Source organism: Streptomyces sp. NBC_00400 (genome assembly GCF_036048035.1).
In the GTDB taxonomy this organism is placed as follows: Bacteria; Actinomycetota; Actinomycetes; order Streptomycetales; family Streptomycetaceae; genus Streptomyces.
Window position 1 is genome coordinate 3,113,697 of the sequence record NZ_CP107940.1, and the last position, 17,819, is coordinate 3,131,515.

Annotated in this window: 11 protein-coding genes and 1 riboswitch; of the genes, 5 read left to right on the top strand and 6 right to left on the bottom strand. The window is 72.7% G+C overall.

What is annotated here, in order from left to right; genetic code table 11:
• Window positions 1–69 precede the first annotated feature (69 nt).
• Genes OHS81_RS13605 through OHS81_RS13615 form a run of 3 tightly spaced genes read right to left on the bottom strand, consistent with a single transcriptional unit; the run spans window position 70 to window position 5,188 of the window.
• Window positions 70–1,425 (bottom strand): VWA domain-containing protein, encoded by a 1,356-nt coding sequence (locus OHS81_RS13605; RefSeq protein WP_328385042.1) that lies wholly within the window; start codon window positions 1,423–1,425, stop codon window positions 70–72.
• Window positions 1,422–4,037, bottom strand: a complete 2,616-nt coding sequence (locus tag OHS81_RS13610; protein ID WP_328385043.1) for a DUF5682 family protein — start codon at window positions 4,035–4,037, stop codon at window positions 1,422–1,424. The genes OHS81_RS13605 and OHS81_RS13610 overlap by 4 nt, the downstream gene beginning before the upstream one ends.
• Window positions 4,034–5,188, bottom strand: a complete 1,155-nt coding sequence (locus OHS81_RS13615) for an ATP-binding protein (RefSeq protein ID WP_328385044.1) — start codon at window positions 5,186–5,188, stop codon at window positions 4,034–4,036. The genes OHS81_RS13610 and OHS81_RS13615 overlap by 4 nt, the downstream gene beginning before the upstream one ends.
• Before the next feature lie 167 nt (window positions 5,189–5,355).
• Here OHS81_RS13615 and OHS81_RS13620 point away from each other — a divergent pair, with 167 nt between their 5' ends.
• Both OHS81_RS13620 and OHS81_RS13625 read left to right on the top strand, forming a co-directional pair.
• A complete protein-coding gene (locus OHS81_RS13620; protein ID WP_328385045.1) occupies window positions 5,356–6,750 on the top strand; it encodes an SWIM zinc finger family protein in 1,395 nt (464 codons plus the stop codon).
• Between the two features lie 91 nt (window positions 6,751–6,841).
• A complete protein-coding gene (locus OHS81_RS13625) occupies window positions 6,842–8,677 on the top strand; it encodes a DUF5691 domain-containing protein (RefSeq protein ID WP_328385046.1) in 1,836 nt (611 codons plus the stop codon).
• Window positions 8,678–8,819: 142 nt separating this feature from the next.
• On the opposite strand, the gene OHS81_RS13630 is transcribed toward OHS81_RS13625, so the two are convergent.
• Complete coding sequence (locus OHS81_RS13630) at window positions 8,820–9,278, bottom strand: cobalamin B12-binding domain-containing protein (protein ID WP_129294611.1); 459 nt, start codon at window positions 9,276–9,278, stop codon at window positions 8,820–8,822.
• A gap of 375 nt (window positions 9,279–9,653) precedes the next feature.
• On the opposite strand from OHS81_RS13630, the gene OHS81_RS13635 reads away from it, so the two are divergent.
• A complete protein-coding gene (locus tag OHS81_RS13635) occupies window positions 9,654–10,643 on the top strand; it encodes an esterase/lipase family protein (protein WP_328385047.1) in 990 nt (329 codons plus the stop codon).
• Window positions 10,644–10,881: 238 nt separating this feature from the next.
• Window positions 10,882–12,879, top strand: coding sequence for a M23 family metallopeptidase (locus OHS81_RS13640; RefSeq protein WP_328385048.1), 1,998 nt, complete (start codon window positions 10,882–10,884; stop codon window positions 12,877–12,879).
• Between the two features lie 103 nt (window positions 12,880–12,982).
• Here the strand turns inward: OHS81_RS13640 and pcrA are convergent, their stop codons facing one another.
• The gene (pcrA, locus tag OHS81_RS13645) at window positions 12,983–15,442 is read right to left on the bottom strand and encodes a DNA helicase PcrA (protein WP_328385049.1); all 2,460 of its coding nucleotides are present in this window, start codon (window positions 15,440–15,442) and stop codon (window positions 12,983–12,985) included.
• Between the two features lie 290 nt (window positions 15,443–15,732).
• Window positions 15,733–15,916, top strand: a riboswitch (cyclic di-AMP (ydaO/yuaA leader).
• A gap of 8 nt (window positions 15,917–15,924) precedes the next feature.
• Here pcrA and OHS81_RS13650 point away from each other — a divergent pair.
• Complete coding sequence (locus OHS81_RS13650; protein ID WP_328385050.1) at window positions 15,925–17,073, top strand: C40 family peptidase; 1,149 nt, start codon at window positions 15,925–15,927, stop codon at window positions 17,071–17,073.
• A gap of 208 nt (window positions 17,074–17,281) precedes the next feature.
• Here the strand turns inward: OHS81_RS13650 and OHS81_RS13655 are convergent, their stop codons facing one another.
• Entirely contained in the window at window positions 17,282–17,635 is a 354-nt protein-coding gene (locus tag OHS81_RS13655) for a hypothetical protein (protein WP_328385051.1), read from the bottom strand.
• Between the last annotated feature and the right edge of the window lie 184 nt (window positions 17,636–17,819).

The window sequence follows — 17,819 nt, forward strand, 5'->3', positions numbered from 1 at the left end:
GGCGATCGGGCGATGGCCTGATCCTTGCACGAGCAGCCAGGTGCCACGCAAGTCCCCCCGGGGTTCCTGTCACCGTTGCTCCGCCATGTCCGGTATGGGCAGCGGCCGTTTCTCGATCGCGGCCGCCATCACGTCCGGAAACAGATCCGGGGTGCAGGCGAACGCCGGTGCGCCCAGGGCCGCGAGGGCGGCGGCGTGGTCACGGTCGTAGGCGGGCGCCCCCTCGTCGGAGAGCGCCAGCAGGGTCACGAACTGCACCCCGGACGCCTTCATGGCGGCGACCCGCTTGAGCATCTCGTCCCGGATGCCGCCTTCGTAGAGGTCGCTGATGAGGACGACGATGGTTTCGGTGGGGCGGGTGATGCGGGACTGGCAGTAGGCGAGCGCACGGTTGATGTCCGTGCCGCCGCCGAGCTGGGTCCCGAAGAGGACGTCCACCGGGTCGTCCAGTTGGTCCGTCAGATCGACGACCGAGGTGTCGAAGACGACGAGCCGGGTGTCGAGGGCCCGCATGGAGGCGAGCACCGCGCCGAACACCGAGGCATAGACGACCGAGGCGGCCATCGAACCGGACTGGTCGATGCAGAGCACCACCTCCTTCTTCACCGACTGCGCCGCGCGGCCGTAGCCGATCAGCCGCTCGGGGACGACCGTGCGGTACTCCGGGAGGTAGTTCTTGAGGTTCGCCCGGATCGTGCGGTCCCAGTCGATGTCACGATGACGCGGCCGGCTGATCCGGGCGGAGCGGTCCAGCGCGCCGGTGAGGGTGGCGCGGGTGCGCTGCGCCAGCTTCTTCTCCAACTGCTCGACGACCTTGCGGACGACGGTGCGGGCGGTCTCCTTGGTGGTCTCCGGCATGACCTTGTTGAGCGAGAGCAGGGTGCCCACCAGATGCACATCCGCCTCGACGGCCTCCAGCATCTCCGGCTCCAGCAGCAGCGCGGACAGCCCCAGCCGGTCGATGGCGTCCCGTTGCATCACCTGCACCACGGAGGACGGGAAGTACGTACGGATGTCGCCGAGCCAGCGCGCCACCCCGGGCGCCGAAGCCCCGAGCCCCGCCGAGCGCCTGCCGCCGGGCGCCGTGCCGCCGCTGTCCTTCTCCCGGCCGTAGAGCGAGGCCAGTGCCCCGTCCATCGCCGCGTCCCGCCCCCGGAGTTCACACCCCGTACCGTCCGCACCGCCACCACCGAGCACCAGCCGCCAGCGGCGCAGCCGTTCGGCCTCGGGGGTGGGGGCAGGGGTGGGGGCCGTCTTGGGGGCCGTCTTGGGGGTCTTCGCGGGGGCCGCAGCCGTGTTCGTTGCTGCCGCCGGAGCGGTGGTTGTGGTCGTCGCCGGGGCCGATGCGGTGGCCGTACCCGTCGTCGCCGGCGCCGATGCGGTGGCCGTACCCGTCGTCGCCGGGTCCGGTGTCGTGTGGGTCATGTCCGTGCCCCCGTGAGGTCGTCGGCCGGTCGGGTGGTGTCCGGTGGGTTGTCGTCCGGCCGCTCGCCGGGCTCGTCGCCGAAGCCGGGCGCTCCGATCCCCAGCAGCAGGCGCAGGGTGGGGAGGACGGCCGCGGCGCGGTCGCGGTCCAGGCCGGGGCCGAAGCCGGGCGCGGCGGCGTCCGGTGCCGCGCCTGCCGGGTGGCGGGACGGCGCCGCGGGGCCGCGGCGGACCAGTTCGCCGAGGGTGCGCCGCACACCGGTCTCGTACTCCGCGAAGGTCCGGCGCAGCAGCGGCAGGACGTCCGTGAATGCGGCGTCCGGCACACCGGTCAGCCAGCCGTCGACCAGCGCGAGCAGCCGTTCGTCATGGACCAGCAGCATGCCGCCGTCCCCGCCGCCGACGAACCCCTCGATCCAGCCGGCAGCATCGGTGGGCGGGGTGCCCGGCGAGAGGGCGAGCCCCATCAGCCGCTCCGCTCCCCCGTCACCCAACTCCCCTTCGTCCAGCAGCAGTCTGGCCGCCCGCCCGCGGATCAGGCCCGGCACGGCGTCCCGTTCACTCACCGCCCGCAGCACCCCGGCCCACCGCATCCGCAGATGCTGCGGTCCGGACTGCGGTACGGCCTGAGATCCGGGCTGCGGTACGGCCCGGGGTCCGGGCTGTGGGGCGGTCTCCGGTCCGGTCTGCTGCCCCGGCTGCGGCTGACCGAGGAGGCCGACGGCCTGGTGGGTGGCGTCGAGATGGCCGCGCATTTCGGTGGCACCGTCGGCATCCAGGCCCAGGCAGGCGGGTGGCAGTCCGACGAAGACCCGCTCGGCCAGGCCCGTCGCCACCTCGCGCAGCGCCGCGGCGTCCGTGCCGCGTACATCGCCGTAGCGCACGGACCGTACGAGGGCGGGCAGTGCCTGGGCGAGATGGCCCACGTCCGCGTCCAGCGCCGCACGGTCCGACAGCGCCCGCATGACCACCGGGAGGGCGTCGGGGAGTCCGGCCAGCAGGCAGCGCTCGGCGAGCGCCGTGACCTCGGCGAGCGTGGCCGCCTCGGACGCCTCGGACGCGGCCTTGGCCGTGGCGGCCGAGAGCACGGTCGTGCCCCAGATACCGGCCTCCGCGACCCGCACCGACAGTTCGGGCTCCCAGCGCAGCCGCCAGGTCTCCCGAAACGTGCCGGTGCTGCCGCGGGAGCGGCCGGGCTCGCCCCACGGGATGCCGAGCAGCCGGAGCCGGTGCAGCAGGCGGCTGCGGCCGGCGTCGGTCTCCTTGCGCAGGTCCAGCTCCAGTTCCCGTTCCGGGGCCTCCGGTTTGAGCCGTAGCGTCCGCTGGCTGCGGGTGAGGTCCCGTTGCAGCGGTACCGCGGGGGCGTCCTGGGGAACCTCGCCCAGCACCTCCCCCACCACCAGCCGGTCGTGGACCAGCGAGGACGGCGCATCGGAGCCGTCCCCCATCACGGCCCGGACCGCGTCGTCCAGTTCCGTCAGGCCGGCCAGCGGGCGCCCGCGTACCGTGGCCAGCCCTTCGGCGAGCCGCACCGCTTCGATGATGTGCGCCGACGAGACCGCGTAATCCTCTTCCCTGAGCAGCCCGGCGACCTTGGTCAGCCAGCGTTCCACGGGGCGGTCGGGGGCACTGAAGAGATGGCCGTACCACCCCGGTGAGGCGATACCGGCGCCATAGCCGCTGTGGCGGGAGAGCCGTCGGTGCGTCCAGGGCACCCAGGTCACCGCCGCCTTCACCTTCGGCAGGCCCTTGAGCAGCTGCCGGTCGGCGGCCACGGTGGTGCGCCGCGCCAGGGCCGGTACATGCCAGGCACCGCACACCACGGCGATGCCGTCCCCGAACTCCTTCCGCGCGGCGCGCAGTCGCAGCCGCATATGGGCCTCGCGCACCGGATCACGGTCATGGCCGCCGTCCCCGTACGCCTCGCGCAGCGCCCCCATCGCCTCGGCCAGCGCCGCGAACGGGGCCAGCGCGTCCGCACCGGCGCCCCCTGCGGTCCCCACTCCCCCTCCCGCGCCCCCGCGGTGTTCGACCACGTCCTCCCACCAGCGCTCGGGATCGTCGTACCCGGCCGTCCCGGCCAGCACCCGGAGGGGATCGACCCGCACCTCGGCCCCGTCGGGTACCTCGTCGGGTACCTCTTCCTGCTCCTGTCCGGCGGCCGGAGGCCCGTCGGCCGAAGGCCTATCGGCCGCAAGCCCGTTGGCCTGAGACCCGTCGACCGGAGGCCCGTCGGCCCGCCCCTCATCGGTCACCGGGCCCTCACCGGTCACCGCCCCCTCGCCGTCCCCCATCGCCAGCGAGTGGGCCGCGGGCAGGTCGATGAAGCGGACGGGGATGCCGCGCTCCAGCGCCCAGCGCATCGCCACCCACTCCGGGGAGAACTCGGCCAGCGGCCAGAACGCCGCGCGGCCGGGATCGTCCTGTGCGTGGGCGAGCAGCGCGACGGGCGGACGCATCCCCTCCTGGGCGGCCAGCGGCACCAGCGCGTCCGCCTCCGGTGGCCCCTCGATCAGGACCGCGTCCGGCGTGCACTGGTCGAGGGCGGCACGCACCGCCCGCGCCGAGCCGGGGCCGTGATGGCGCACCCCGAGCAGCACCGGCCCGGTCATGCGCTCACCTCACGGCAGGCGCGGTAGAAGTCCTTCCAGCCGTCGCGCTCGCGCACCACGGTCTCCAGGTACTCCTGCCATACGACCCGGTCCGCCGCCGGATCGCGGACCACGGCCCCAAGGATGCCCGCGGCCACGTCCCCGGCGCGCAGCACACCGTCCCCGAAGTGGGTGGCCAGCGCCAGCCCGTTCGTCACCACCGAGATGGCCTCGGCCGTGGAGAGGGTGCCGGACGGCGACTTGAGCTTGGTGCGGCCGTCGGAGGTGAGGCCGGCCCGCAGTTCGCGGAAGACCGTGACGACGCGGCGGATCTCGTCCAGCCCCTCCGGCCCGGCCGGGAGATCCAGCGAGCGCCCGAGCTGCCCGACCCGGCGCGAGACGATGTCCACCTCTTCGTCCGGGGTGGCGGGCAGCGGCAGGACGACGGTGTTGAAGCGGCGGCGCAGCGCGCTGGAGAGTTCATTGACGCCGCGGTCGCGGTCGTTGGCGGTGGCGATCAGGTTGAACCCGCGGACGGCCTGCACCTCCTGCCCCAGCTCCGGGATGGGCAGGGTCTTTTCCGACAGGACCGTGATGAGCGTGTCCTGGACGTCGGCGGGGATGCGGGTCAGTTCCTCGACGCGCGCGGTCATGCCCTGTGCCATCGCGCGCATCACCGGACTGGGCACCAGCGCCTCGCGGCTGGGGCCGTGGGCGAGCAGCTGGGCGTAGTTCCAGCCGTAGCGGATCGCCTCTTCGGGGGTGCCGGCCGTGCCCTGGACCAGCAGGGTGGAGTCGCCGCTGACGGCCGCCGCCAGATGCTCGGACACCCAGGTCTTCGCGGTGCCCGGCACGCCCAGCAGGAGCAGCGCGCGGTCCGTCGCCAGCGTCGTCACCGCGACCTCGACGATCCGGCGCGGGCCGACATATTTGGGGGTGATGACCGTGCCGTCCGCGAGCGTGCCGCCGAGGAGGTAGGTCGCGACCGCCCACGGCGAGAGCCGCCAGCGCTCCGGGCGCGGGCGGTCGTCGGCCGCCGCGAGGGCCGTCAGCTCCGCCGCGAAAGTGTCCTCGGCATGCGGTCGCAGCACTTCGCCGCCCGCGCCCTGCGGCGCCGTCCCGCCGTTCGGATCGGTCTCGTCGTCCGTCGTCTTGAAGCTGTTCTCGGACATGGTTCCCCCTCGTCGCAACGTGTGCGGCCGGGACGGCGAAATCCCTGCGGCCGCTTGCGGGATCAAGCCTGCACCACGCCACTGACAATCCCCCGAAAACCCACCCTGAACTGCGAGTTCGTCGCGATCCCCGGCGATTGTCAGTGGGGCGTCGTAGCGTCGATGACATGAATCCGCAGGGGGAACGCTGGACGACGGATCAGGTGCTCGCGCTGGCGCCTGACGAGGCCTCGCGCAAGGCGGGCGGCAAGCTCGCAGCGCCGGGGCCGTGGTCGGAAACGGGCGCGGACGCGAGCGCGGTGTGGGGGCAGTGCAAGGGCAGCGGCAAGAAGCCGTACCACACGGTCGTGGACCTCAACGGCCCCGCCTTCACGTGCAGTTGTCCGAGCCGCAAGTTTCCGTGCAAGCACGCGCTGGGGCTGCTGCTGCTCTGGGCGGGCGGCGGCCGAGAGGTGGCGGCGGGGGATCCGGCGCCGTGGGCGGGCGAGTGGCTGGCCGGACGCCGGGAGCGCGCCGAGCGGTCCGCCCGATCGGCCCCGGGCGGCGGAGCTCCGTCGCGGGCGCCTGCCGACCCGGAGGCCGCCAAGCGGCGGGCGGAGCGCCGGATGCAGCGGATCGGCGCCGGAGCGAGCGAGCTGGAACAGCGCCTGGAGGATCTGCTGCAGTCGGGGCTGGCCTCGGCCGGCCACGCCGACGGGGGGATCTCCCGGCCGGCCGGCGGCGGAGGGGGCTCCTGGGGCGAGACGGCCGCCCGCATGGTCGACGCCCAGGCGCCCGGGCTCGCCTCACGGGTGCGCGAGCTGGGCGCGGCCGTGGCGTCCGGTCCGGACTGGCCGGCCCGGCTGCTGGAGGAGTGCGCCCTGCTGCACCTCCTCGACCAGGGGTTCCTCGGTATCGAGCGGCTGCCGGTCCCGCTCGCGGCAACGGTCCGCTCCCGTGTGGGGCTGACCACGGAGGCGGCGGATCTGCTGACCGGCCCCGAGGCGGCGACGATCCGGGACCGCTGGCTGGTGCTCGCCCAACAGGACACCGAAGAGAGCATGTTGACCACCCGCCGCATCTTCCTCCGCGGCGAGCGGACCGGCCGGATGGCGCTGCATCTCTCCTTCGGCGGCGGTGCCCAGCGCCCGCCGGCTCTGGCCCTGCCCCCTGGTCTGGTGCTCGATGCGGACCTCGCCTACTACCCCGGCGCCCGCCCCCTGCGCGCCGCCCTGGGCGAGCGGCACGCCCCGGCGGTCCCGGGTTCCGTGCCGTCCGGCTGCGGTATCGACGCCGCCCTGGCCGCGTACGGCGACGCTCTGCGTGACGACCCGTGGCTGGATTCCTGGCCGGTGGTGCTCGCCGAGGTCACACCGGTCCCCGGCCGCGAAGGCAAGAGCTGGCAACTGGCCGATGCGGACGGTGAGTCGGCACTGCCGCTGGACCCGCACGGTCCGGGACAGACGGGCCTGTGGCAGCTGGCCGCCATATCGGGCGGCGAGCCGATCACGGTCTTCGGCGAATGCGGCCACCGCGGCTTCCTGCCGCTGACCGCCTGGGACCCGGCCCCGGTGTCCCTGTGACCCGGGCCCCCACCGCCCCGCCGGCCAGGCCCCTCCCCCCTGTCACCCACCGGCCGCACACACCGTCCACCACCGACCCCGGAGGAAGGGCATGACGACCACCACCAGGCCCACTTCGCCCACTTCGCCCACTTCACCCACTCCCGCCGCCGCCCCCGAATCCACCTCCGCACCAGCATCCGCCACGCCTCCTTCCCTCGCCCCCACCCCGACCGCCCCGGCCCCCTGGGCCGATCTCGTGAGCGCCGCGCTCCTCGGGACCGAGCGGCGGACGCCGCCGGTGGCGGTGCGCTCCGGACAGAGCGCCGCGGCCGCACTGCTGGACGCGGCAGCGGTGAGCACGGTGCGCCGCCGCGCCGCACTGCGCCCCGCACCGGCCGGCGAACGGCCCGCCCCGGCCCCGGCCGACCCGCGGCCCCCGCTGCCGCCCGCCGCGCGCCGCCGGCTGGCCCTGCTGCTCGCCGACCGCGGCGGCAGCGGCGGCAGCCGCCGCGGCACGGCCCCCGACCTCACCGAACTGCTCCCCCAGTGGCTGGCCGCCGCCGAGGAGTACGGCTACCGGGCCCCGGAGGCGCTGCTGCCCGCACTGCTCGACGCGGCCCGCGCTCGTACGGACCTGCGGCCCGCCGCGCTGGCGCTGGCGGGGCCGCGCGCCCTGTGGCTGTCGCGGCTCAACGCGGAGTGGAAGTTCGCACTCCGGGGGATCGGCGGCCCGGCCGGGCTCTCCGGCGACGACGGCGACGACGGCCCCGACGGCGTACGACGCCGGTGGGAGGAGGGCCTGTTCGCGGAGCGGGTCGCCCTGCTGACCGCGCTGCGCCGCCAGGACCCGGGGGCCGGCCTGGCCCTGCTGTCCACGACCTGGCCCACGGAGCGGGCCGAGGACCGTCTGATGTTCCTCGACTCGCTGCGTGACGGGCTCTCGGCGGCCGATGAGCCCTTCCTGGAACAGGCACTGTCCGACCGCAGCCGGAACGTCCGCGCCACGGCCGCCGAGCTGCTCTCCACACTGCCCGGATCCGCCCTCGCGGCCCGGATGGCGCAGCGCGCGCACACCTGTGTCGGCCTGGACCGTACGGCCGGCGCACCGGCGATCGCCGTCGAGGCACCGCACGAGTGCGATGCGGGGATGCAGCGGGACGGCGTGGCACCCAAGCCGCCCTCCGGACGGGGCGAACGGTCCTGGTGGCTGGGCCAGTTGGTGGAGGCGGCGCCGCTGGACGGATGGCACGCCCGCTTCGGAGGCCGCGACGCGGCGGCGATCGTCGCACTGCCGGTGGGCGACGACTGGCGGACGGAGCTGCACGACGCCTGGTGCCGCGCCGCGGTGCGCCGGCGGAACACCGACTGGGCGCGGGCGCTGCTGGGTGCGCCGGGCGCTCCGTCCCAGGCGGCCGAGGTCGCACCGGCCGGCTCGTCGCGGGACCTGACCAAGCTGCTGACCGTACTGCCCGATGCCGAACGCGCCCGGTGGGTCGCGGAGTTCATCGCGGCCCACGGACTGTCGGAGGCCTTCCGGATGCTCGGCGTGTGCGCGGTCCCCTGGGCCGAACCGCTCGGCGGGGCCGTCGTCGACGCCCTGGACATCGCCCGGGACGCGGGCAGCTACCCGTGGAGCTTCAGCGGGGTGATGGGCCTGGCCGAACGCTGTCTGGACCCGGCAGCGGCGGACCGTCTCGCCATGCTCACCGCCGTCACGGACGAGCCGGAGGGCGCCTCACCGGGCTCCGGCGGCTACTGGTCCGAGGCCTTCCAGCGCCTGGTCGGCACCCTGCGCCTCCGCGCCACCATGCACGCGGAACTCGCCCCGGAACCGACCGGCCACGAGGACACGGGCAACACCGGCACGGGCACCGGCACCGGCGCCCCTACCGCCACCCCGGCCCACGGCCCGGTCCGGGCCACGCGACAGCCCCTCGCCCCATGACCCTCCGCTCACCCCTCCGCCCCGGAACCGCCCGCGCCCCGGCGGCCGCCCTCACCCCGGCCGCCCCGCCGCCCGGCCGTCCCGTAGCGCAGACCTGCCCCATGACTCAGACCTGTGCCGTGGCTCAGCCCCGCTCCGTGGCTCAGACGGCCAGCGAGCGCACATTCGCGTTGACCCACTCCACGATCGAAGCGGTCGTCGCGCCCGGCGTGAAGATCTCCGCCACGCCCTGCGCCTTGAGCGGGGCGATGTCGTCCTCGGGGATGATGCCGCCGCCAAAGACCTTGATGTCCGCCGCGTCGCGCTCCTCCAGGAGGGCGATGACCTTCGCGAAGAGGGTGTTGTGCGCGCCGGAGAGGATGGACAGCCCGATCGCGTCGGCGTCCTCCTGGATCGCGGTGTCGACGATCTGCTCCGGGGTCTGGTGCAGCCCGGTGTAGATCACCTCCATACCGGCGTCGCGCAGCGCCCGCGCGATGACCTTGGCGCCCCGGTCGTGCCCGTCCAGGCCCGGCTTGGCCACGACCACACGGATCGGACCCGACCTGCCCGCCGTGCCCTGACTCCCCGCTTGCGCTCCGTCGTGCCGAGCCACACTCATCACTGCCTCCAAGCCATGCACGGCACTGTGGTGCCGCCGAGCCGACAATCGATCGCGCGACCGCGATCCGGCGGCCACGAGCGTGAACGAACGTTATCGCCAGCATCCCGTACCCAGCCGTTTCGTGACATCCGGGGAGGGGGAAATCACACCTGGGACACGTTCGCTACGCGCCGTGTTCCGCGTGTCGTACCGCCCCGGCCGGGCGGATCCGTACGCGCGGGGCGGGCGCTCGGGGAGTCGCAGCCGGGCCACCGCGCCGCCGGGCGCGCATCACGGCGGGTACGCCGCATGCCCGCCGTCGCTGCTCATGGCTTCCCACGAGGGCATACGGGGGTCGAAGCCGCCTCCCGCGTGCCGTTCGGGAGGTCGGCCATGCAGGCCCTGCCTTTTCTCTCCGCACCCCTTCTGTCCGCACACCGTCTCTCCGCACCCCTGCTCTTCGCACCCCTCCTGCTCGCGCGCCTTTTCGCCGCGCCCTTCCAGCGCGCTCGCCGGCTCCCCGCTCACGCCTCTCCCCTGCTCCTGCGCAGCACGGCCGTGGAGCTGGCGGTCCTCGCCGGCCACCTCCTCCTCTATCCGACCGGCATCTCCCGGGAACGACCGGTGCCACCACCCGTGCCACCACCCGCGCCGCACCCCGCCGCGGGGGCCCCGGAGGGACACCCGGCGCCGGAGACCGTGCAGCCCGCCCCCGGCGCACCGTCGATGCTGCCGACCGAGGGGCGGGCCCATCCGCCGGTCCTCCTGCTCCACGGCTTCATCGACAACCGCTCCGTCTTCCTGCTGCTGCGCCGCTCGCTGCACCGGCACGGCTGGCGTCATGTCGAAGCGCTCAACTACTCGCCGCTGACCTGCGATCTCCGTAAGGCCGCCGAGCTGCTGAGCCGCCATGTGGAGGAGGTGTGCGCGCGGACCGGGCATCGCCGGGTGGACCTCGTGGGCCACAGCCTGGGCGGGCTCATCGCCCGCTATTACGTGCAGCGGCTCGGCGGCGACACCCGCGTCCGTACGCTGATCACGCTCGGCACCCCGCACTCCGGCACCGCCATCGCCCCCCTGATGTCGGCGCACCCGATCGTCCGCCAAATGCGCCCCGATTCCGAGGTGATCACGGAGTTGTCGCTTCCGGCGCCGCATTGCCGGACGCACTTTGTCGCTTTCTGGAGCGAGGAAGACCGGGTGATGGTCCCCGCCACGACGGCCAGAATCAGTCATCCGGATTTGCCTGCGGACAACGTGCATGTCGCCGGTGTCGGACATCTCGCGCTACCGGTCAGCGGCACCGTCGCCGCCGGCATACGCGAGGCACTGACCTCGGCACAGACCGCGGAAGGAGCCGCGGACGTCATCTCGGTGGCCTGACCCCGGCCGGCGAGGCCGGCCCGGCACCCGTCCCGCGAAGACGCCGCAACGGCTACCTGATCTTGACGTGTTGCCGAACAATCATCGAACGGGGCGCCAAGAGCTCGCATGGGACTGCCGAAAGGCGGCCAAATGCCCTGTCTCGCCGAGCCCAAAACCTGTGGAAGATTGTCGCCGCCGCGTACCGCCGGGTACAGTCGCCGCTAATTCTCCTGCTGCCGAGGCGAAAGAGAAGTTGGTGAACGACCGTCACCCATCGGGGGCCCAGCTCCCGACCGGATCCGCTTCCGACGCCTCGTATGCGCACTATCCCGCTTACGACTCCTACGGGCAGCAGCACTCCCCGTCGGACAACGCCGCATACGGCGACGGCGACCCGCTCTTCGGCTCGCTTCCCGGCTCGTACGAGACCGGTATGTACGAGACCGGCACTTACGACACCGGCACTTACGACACCGGCAACTACGGCACCGGGACGTACGACACCGGTACCCACGGCGCGGGCCCCTACGGCATGAGCGCCTACGGCACGGGCACCTTCCACACCGGTGCGTACGACACGGGTGCATACGACACAGGTGCGTACGCAACGGGCGACGGCTACGCCACCGGCGCCTACGACACCGGCGGCTACGCCTCGGCGCAGTGGGACACCGGCGCCCACGAGACCGGTGCCTACAAAACCGGTGCCTACGAAACCGGTGCCTACGACAGCGGCGCCTACCCCGCCGCCGATCCGCACTCGGCCGCCGCGGGCTACGACCCCTATGCGCACACCTCGTACGAGTCCCCGGCGCAGGACCCGGCCGCGTACGCCTCTCCCGCCTACGACACGGCGGCCACCACGTACGAGAACGCCGCATACGAAGCCACCGCCTACGGGCACGGCGGGTACGACACCGGGAGCTACCCCACCGGCACGTATGACACCGGGAGTTACGCCACCGGCGCGTACGAGACCCCCGGCGACTTCGAGGCCACTGGCGGCTTCGAGACCACCGGCGGCTTCGAGACCATCGGCCGGCAGGACACCGCCCTTCAGGAGACCTCCCTCCAGGAGACCGCGAGCTACGAGGCCACAGCGATCTGGCCCACCATGGACCGGAACCTGATCGCCGGCATCCCGGCCCAGGCCGGCCCGCCCCCGACCGACACCGTCCACTGGGACACCACCGTGTGGGACACCACCGTGTGGGGCGACACCGGTCAGGGCGACACCGGTCAGGGCGACACCGGTCAGCTCGACTTCACCCAGCTCGACGTCGGTCAGCTCGACACCCAGCAGTTCGACGCCGACGGCTTCGAAACCGACGTCTTCGAGGCCGGCCGGCCCGGGAGCGACGGCAACTCCCCCGGCGACGGCCCTCGCTCCGGCGGCGCCACCGACAGCAGCGATGCCGCTGCCGTGGCGGACGCCATGACGCAGGCCATGCCGGTCACCGCCGCCGCCCCCACCGCGCGGCGGGTCGCCGGACCGGACGCCGGGAAGGCCGTCCGTGGCCGCGGCCGGAAGCGCCCGGTCAAGCGGTCGGCGCTGCTGACCGTCGCGGTCCCCTCGGTCGCCGCCATGGGCGTGTGCGCCGTGGCCGCCGCATCCGTCACGGGATTCACCGGGGACGACAAGAGCGAGGCGACCGCCCAGGCCGCGCCCGACGCGGGCGCCGTCAAACCGTCCGCGGCCAACAACAAGCTCGACACCCAGCTCGCCGGACTCAGCGCCAGCGCGGACGACTTCCGCGACCGGGCCAGCCGCACCCAGGAGCGGATCGACCTCAAGGAGCGCCAGGCGCTGGAGCGCAAGCGCAAGGCGGAGGAGGCGGCCCGCAAGGAGGCCGCCCGCCCCAAGTTCGTCCTGCCGGTCACCCAGCACGGGCTGAGCGCCACCTTCGGCCAGGCCGGTGTGAACTGGATGTCCGTGCACACCGGCATCGACTTCCCGGTCAGCTACGGCACCCCCGTCATGTCCGCCACCGACGGCACCATCCGCACCCAGTGGAACTCCGCCTACGGGAACATGGCGGTCGTGACCGCGCCCGACGGCACCGAGACGTGGTACTGCCATCTGAGCAGCACCAAGATCCGGTCCGGGTCGGTCAAGGCCGGTGACCAGATTGCCTATTCGGGTAACTCCGGCAACTCCACGGGGCCTCATCTGCACTTCGAGGTGCGCCCCGGCGGCGACGCGGCGGTCGACCCGCAGCCGTGGCTGCGCGATCACGGCCTCAACCCGAACTGAAACACGGCCTTCCCCCGAACCGACCGCCGTTCCGCGTGCCGTCGGCCGCGTGACGCCGTTCCGCCGGGTGACGATTCCCGTCACCCGGCCCGCGCGACTCCCGTTACAGCTTCTCCACCGGCGCATACCGCAGCAGCAGCCGCTTCGGCTTCTCGCCGCCGAAGTCGATCGTCGCCTCGGCGTTGTCACCGCTGCCCTTGACGCCGACGACCGTGCCGAGCCCGAAGCTGTCGTGGGTGACCCGGTCGCCGACGGTCAGTGAGACGACCTGACGGTCGCCTGCGCGGCGGGTCGCGAAGCCGCTCGGGCCCTTGGCCCGCGCCGACGAGAACGTGGAGCCGAAGCCGCCTCCTCCGCTGCCGCCTGCCGACATGCCGCCCATGGATGCGGACGGCGTCGCCGGGCCCGTGCGCTTCCACTCCACGTGGTCGGCCGGGATCTCCTCCAGGAACCGGGAGGGCGGGTTGTACGAGGGCTGGCCCCAGGCACTGCGCATCGTCGAGCGGGTGACGTAGAGCCGCTGGCGGGCGCGGGTGATGCCGACATAGGCCAGCCGGCGCTCCTCCTCCAGCTCCTTGGTCTGGCCCAGCGAGCGCATATGCGGGAAGACGCCGTCCTCCAGGCCGGTCAGGAAGACGGTCGGGAACTCCAGGCCCTTGGCGGTGTGCAGCGTCATGAGGGTGATCACGCCGCTGCCCTCCTCGTCCTCGTCCGGAATCTGGTCGGAGTCGGCGACCAGCGCGACCTGTTCCAGGAAGTCGGAGAGCGTGCCGGGATTGTCCTCGCCGCGGTCCTGCTCGAACTCCAGGGCCACTGCGGCGAGTTCCTGGAGGTTTTCGATCCGGGTCTCGTCCTGGGGGTCGGTGGAGGCCTGGAGTTCGGCGAGGTAGCCCGTGCGCTCCAGGACGGCTTCCAGGATCGTGGCGGGGCCGGCGCCGGACTCGACGATGGTGCGCAGCTCCTCCATGAGGACGTTGAAGCGCTTGACGGCATTGGCGGAGCGCGCCGCCATGCCGTATGCCTCGTCGACCCGGCGCAGCGCCTGCGGGAAGGTGATCTTCTCGCGCAGCGACAGGGCGTCGATCATCGCCTCGGCGCGGTCGCCGATGCCGCGCTTGGGGACGTTCAGGATGCGGCGGAGCGGGACGGTGTCCTCGGGGTTGCTGAGCACCCGCAGATAGGCGAGGACATCGCGGACCTCCTTGCGCTCGTAGAAGCGCACCCCGCCGACGACCTTGTAGGGCAGTCCGACCCGGATGAAGATCTCTTCGAAGACGCGGGACTGGGCGTTGGTGCGGTAGAAGACCGCGACGTCGCCGGCCTTGGCGTCACCGGCGTCGGTCAGCCGGTCGATCTCGTCGGCGACGAACTGCGCCTCGTCGTGCTCGGTGTCGGCGACATAGCCGGTGATCTTGGGGCCGGCGCCGGCGTCGGTCCAGAGGTTCTTGGGACGGCGGTTCTCGTTGCGCTCGATGACCGCATTGGCGGCGGACAGGATCGTCTGCGAGGAGCGGTAGTTCTGCTCCAGCAGGATCGTCGTCGCGTCCGGGTAGTCCTCCTCGAACTGGAGGATGTTGCGGATCGTGGCACCGCGGAAGGCGTAGATCGACTGGTCGGCGTCACCGACGACGCACAGCTCGGCGGCGGTCTCGGCGGGGCCGACCAGCTCGCGGACGAGGGTGTACTGGGCGTGGTTGGTGTCCTGGTACTCGTCGACGAGGACATGGCGGAAGCGGCGGCGGTAGTGCTCGGCGACATCCGGGAAGGCCTGGAGCAGATTGACCGTGGTCATGATGATGTCGTCGAAGTCCAGGGCGTTGGCCTCGCGCAGCCGTGCCTGGTACATCGCATACGCCTCGGCGAGGGTCTTCTCAAAGCCGTCGGCGGCCGTCCCCGCGAAGGCCTCCTCGTCGATGAGCTCGTTCTTGAGGTTGGAGATCTTCGCGCTGAAGGACTTGGGCGGGTAGCGCTTGGGGTCCAGGTCCAGATCGCGGCAGACCAGGGCCATCAGGCGCTTGGAGTCGGCGGCGTCGTAGATGGAGAAGGAGGAGGTGAAGCCCAGCTTCTTGGACTCGCGGCGCAGGATGCGGACGCAGGCGCTGTGGAAGGTGGAGACCCACATGGCGTTGGCGCGCGGGCCGACCAGCTCCTCGACGCGCTCCTTCATCTCGCCGGCGGCCTTGTTCGTGAACGTGATCGCGAGGATCTGGCCGGGGTGGACATGGCGCTCGGCGAGCAGATGAGCGATGCGGTGGGTGAGCACCCGGGTCTTGCCGGAGCCGGCGCCGGCGACGATCAGCAGCGGGCCGCCCGTATGCACCACGGCGGCCTTCTGCTCGTCGTTGAGCCCTTCCAGCAGCGTCGCCGGGTCGAGGACGGGACGGGCGGCGCCGTCGCGGTAGTACGCCTCTCTGGGCGCGGGCGCGTCGAACCTCCCGCCGAAGAGGTCGGCGGGGATCTCCTCGGGGGCCGGGCCGTGCTCGTCCTCGGGAGGCGGGGGTTGCTCCTCCTCGCCCTTGGGGCCGAGGTCCGCCAGGAAGCTGTCGTCAAAGAGGCTGCTCATCGCCCACCGAGTCTAGGCCGCCGCACTGACAGTCCGCGGCCCAGTAGCCGATTGCGGCCCGCTTTCGCCGCGGGCCGCGGCACCGCGGCAGGTCAGGCGTCCGGGGCCGGCACAAACCGGTCGGCGGCTCGTCTACCCGAATCCGACATCTGTCACGACAACCCCCGCATCGCGTTCAGGTCACAAAAAGGTTTCGGGCATATCGAACATCAGCCTTCACAGGAGCCACACGAGTTGGCTAACGTCCTCGCTCAGGCAGCCCGCCTCCCCGTGGACGACAGCGTCCGCACGGGCCGCCCACGCCGAGTCCGGCCCTGCCCTCGGGCACCCGGAGCCGGGGACCCACCAGCACCACCGGGGTGAATCGATCCGGACAGCCGTCGTCGGCGGACATCCGGACCGTAGGGCAAGCCTTCCGTCAGCGACACCGCCCGAACCCGACAGCTAACCCGGTAGGCGGTCCACGGAAGGAGTCGCCGGCCTTGGCGTCGCACCGCAAGCCGCGCACCAGCATTCTCACCTCGCCCGGAGGACGCCGTACGGCGGTCGGGCTCACCACCGCCGCCCTCGCCTCGGCCACGCTGCTCTCGCAGTCCGCCGACGCGGCCCCCCGGGCGCCCAAGCCCACCGTCGAAGAGGTCAAGCAGAAGGTCGACGGCCTCTACCACCAGGCAGAGGTGGCCACCCAGAAGTACAACGCCGCCAAGGAGCACACCGACGGCCAGCGTCACCGCGTCGACGGACTGCTCGACGCCGCCGCCGAGCGGGCCGAGAAGATGAACGACGCCCGGCGCCGGCTGGGCGCCTTCGCCGCGGCGCAGTACCGCACCGGCGGCATGAACCCGACGGCGCAGCTGATGCTCGCCAAGGACCCGCAGCAGTTCTTCGACCGCAGCCACCTCATGGAGCGGCTGACCGGGCGGCAGAAGGAGGCCGTCTCCGAATACCAGGAGCAGCAGGCCGCCGCCGCCCGGCAGCGGGCGGAGGCGACCCGCGACCTGGAGCGGCTGCAGACGTCACAGGCCTCGCTCAAGGAGTCCAAGCAGTCCGTCCAGCAGAAGCTGGCCGAGGCCCGGCAGCTGCTGTCCGAGCTCACCGCACAGGAGAAGGCGCGGCTGGCGGAGCTGGAGCGCCAGAAGGAGGCGGCGGCCAAGCGCAAGGCCGAGGAGGAGGCCCGCAAGCAGCAGGAGCGGGAGCGTCAGCAGCAGGACGGGAGCGGCACGTCCGGCGGCCAGACCGGTGGCGGCGCCGACAGCGGCGGCTCGACCGGCGGTTCGTCCTCCACCCAGGCCGAGAAGGCGCTCGCCTTCGCCCGCGCCCAGATGGGCAAGCCGTACGTGTGGGGCGCGACCGGACCCAGCTCGTACGACTGCTCGGGGCTGACCCAGGCGGCGTGGAAGGCGGCCGGAGTCAATCTGCCGCGGACCACCTGGGACCAGGTCAAGACCGGCCAGCGGGTCGCCACCAAGGACCTCAAGCCCGGTGACCTGGTCTTCTTCTATGACGACATCAGTCATGTGGGCATGTACATAGGCGGCGGCAAGATGATCCACGCCCCGCACCCGGGCGCCAACGTCCGGGAGGAGTCGATCTACTACATGCCGATCTACGGGAGCGTCCGCCCGGGCTGAGGCCCGGCCCCCGCTCCCCCTTCAGGCCACCCCCCACGGCCACCCCCCACACGCCACCGCGCGGCCGTCGCCTCCGGATGAGGAGTGCGATGACCGCGCGGTGTGCCGTTTGGGGAGCTTGTGCGTCGGCGTCCGGAGCCCTGCTTCCGGGCGTTCACCGTTGTGGCCTGCGCCCCGAGCCCGGCTCCCGGGGTGTCCGCCGTTCCGCTCAGGTCCAGAGCACGGCGATGAAGATGTTGGCCACCGTCAGCGCACCGACCGCGCCGAAGAGCGGCGGGGCGATCTTCTCGTCGTCCCGCTTGACGTAGACCAGCGCCAGGATGACCACCAGAACGGCCATCTTGATGCCGAGCTTGATGGTGTTGAGGCTGTGGCCCTCGGCCTGGTTGAGGCCGACCAGCACGATGCCGGTGACCAGCATCGTCAGCGCGCCGTGCAGCATCGCCGGCACAAAGCGGGCGGTGCCCGCGCCCATCGCCTTCATCTGGGTCAGGAAGCCGCCCAGCAGGGAGGCGATGCCGATGATGTGCAGGCCGACGAAGAGATTGATTACTACGTCCATAGTGCTGGATCGTAGCCGCCGCATAGCACGGCCCTTCGGGCAGGGCGCCCGCAATCGCCGCTTCGGTCAGGCCGGGCCCGGTCCCGGCCGTGCGGCCGTGGCGCCACGGTCACCCGCGCACCGACACCGGTCGAAAGCGAACAATCCCGGGCAAGTGGACTCATCACCGCAACGCCCCGGCTTA

Bases quoted from the DNA above. Each gene is read 5' to 3' on its own strand.
- OHS81_RS13605 (WP_328385042.1), bottom strand. From the start codon at position 1,425: ATGACCCACACGACACCGGACCCGGCGACGACGGGTACGGCCACCGCA.
- OHS81_RS13610 (WP_328385043.1), bottom strand. From the start codon at position 4,037: ATGACCGGGCCGGTGCTGCTCGGGGTGCGCCATCACGGCCCCGGCTCG.
- OHS81_RS13615 (WP_328385044.1), bottom strand. From the start codon at position 5,188: ATGTCCGAGAACAGCTTCAAGACGACGGACGACGAGACCGATCCGAAC.
- OHS81_RS13620 (WP_328385045.1), top strand. From the start codon at position 5,356: ATGAATCCGCAGGGGGAACGCTGGACGACGGATCAGGTGCTCGCGCTG.
- OHS81_RS13625 (WP_328385046.1), top strand. From the start codon at position 6,842: ATGACGACCACCACCAGGCCCACTTCGCCCACTTCGCCCACTTCACCC.
- OHS81_RS13630 (WP_129294611.1), bottom strand. From the start codon at position 9,278: ATGAGTGTGGCTCGGCACGACGGAGCGCAAGCGGGGAGTCAGGGCACG.
- OHS81_RS13635 (WP_328385047.1), top strand. From the start codon at position 9,654: ATGCAGGCCCTGCCTTTTCTCTCCGCACCCCTTCTGTCCGCACACCGT.
- pcrA (WP_328385049.1), bottom strand. From the start codon at position 15,442: ATGAGCAGCCTCTTTGACGACAGCTTCCTGGCGGACCTCGGCCCCAAG.
- OHS81_RS13655 (WP_328385051.1), bottom strand. From the start codon at position 17,635: ATGGACGTAGTAATCAATCTCTTCGTCGGCCTGCACATCATCGGCATC.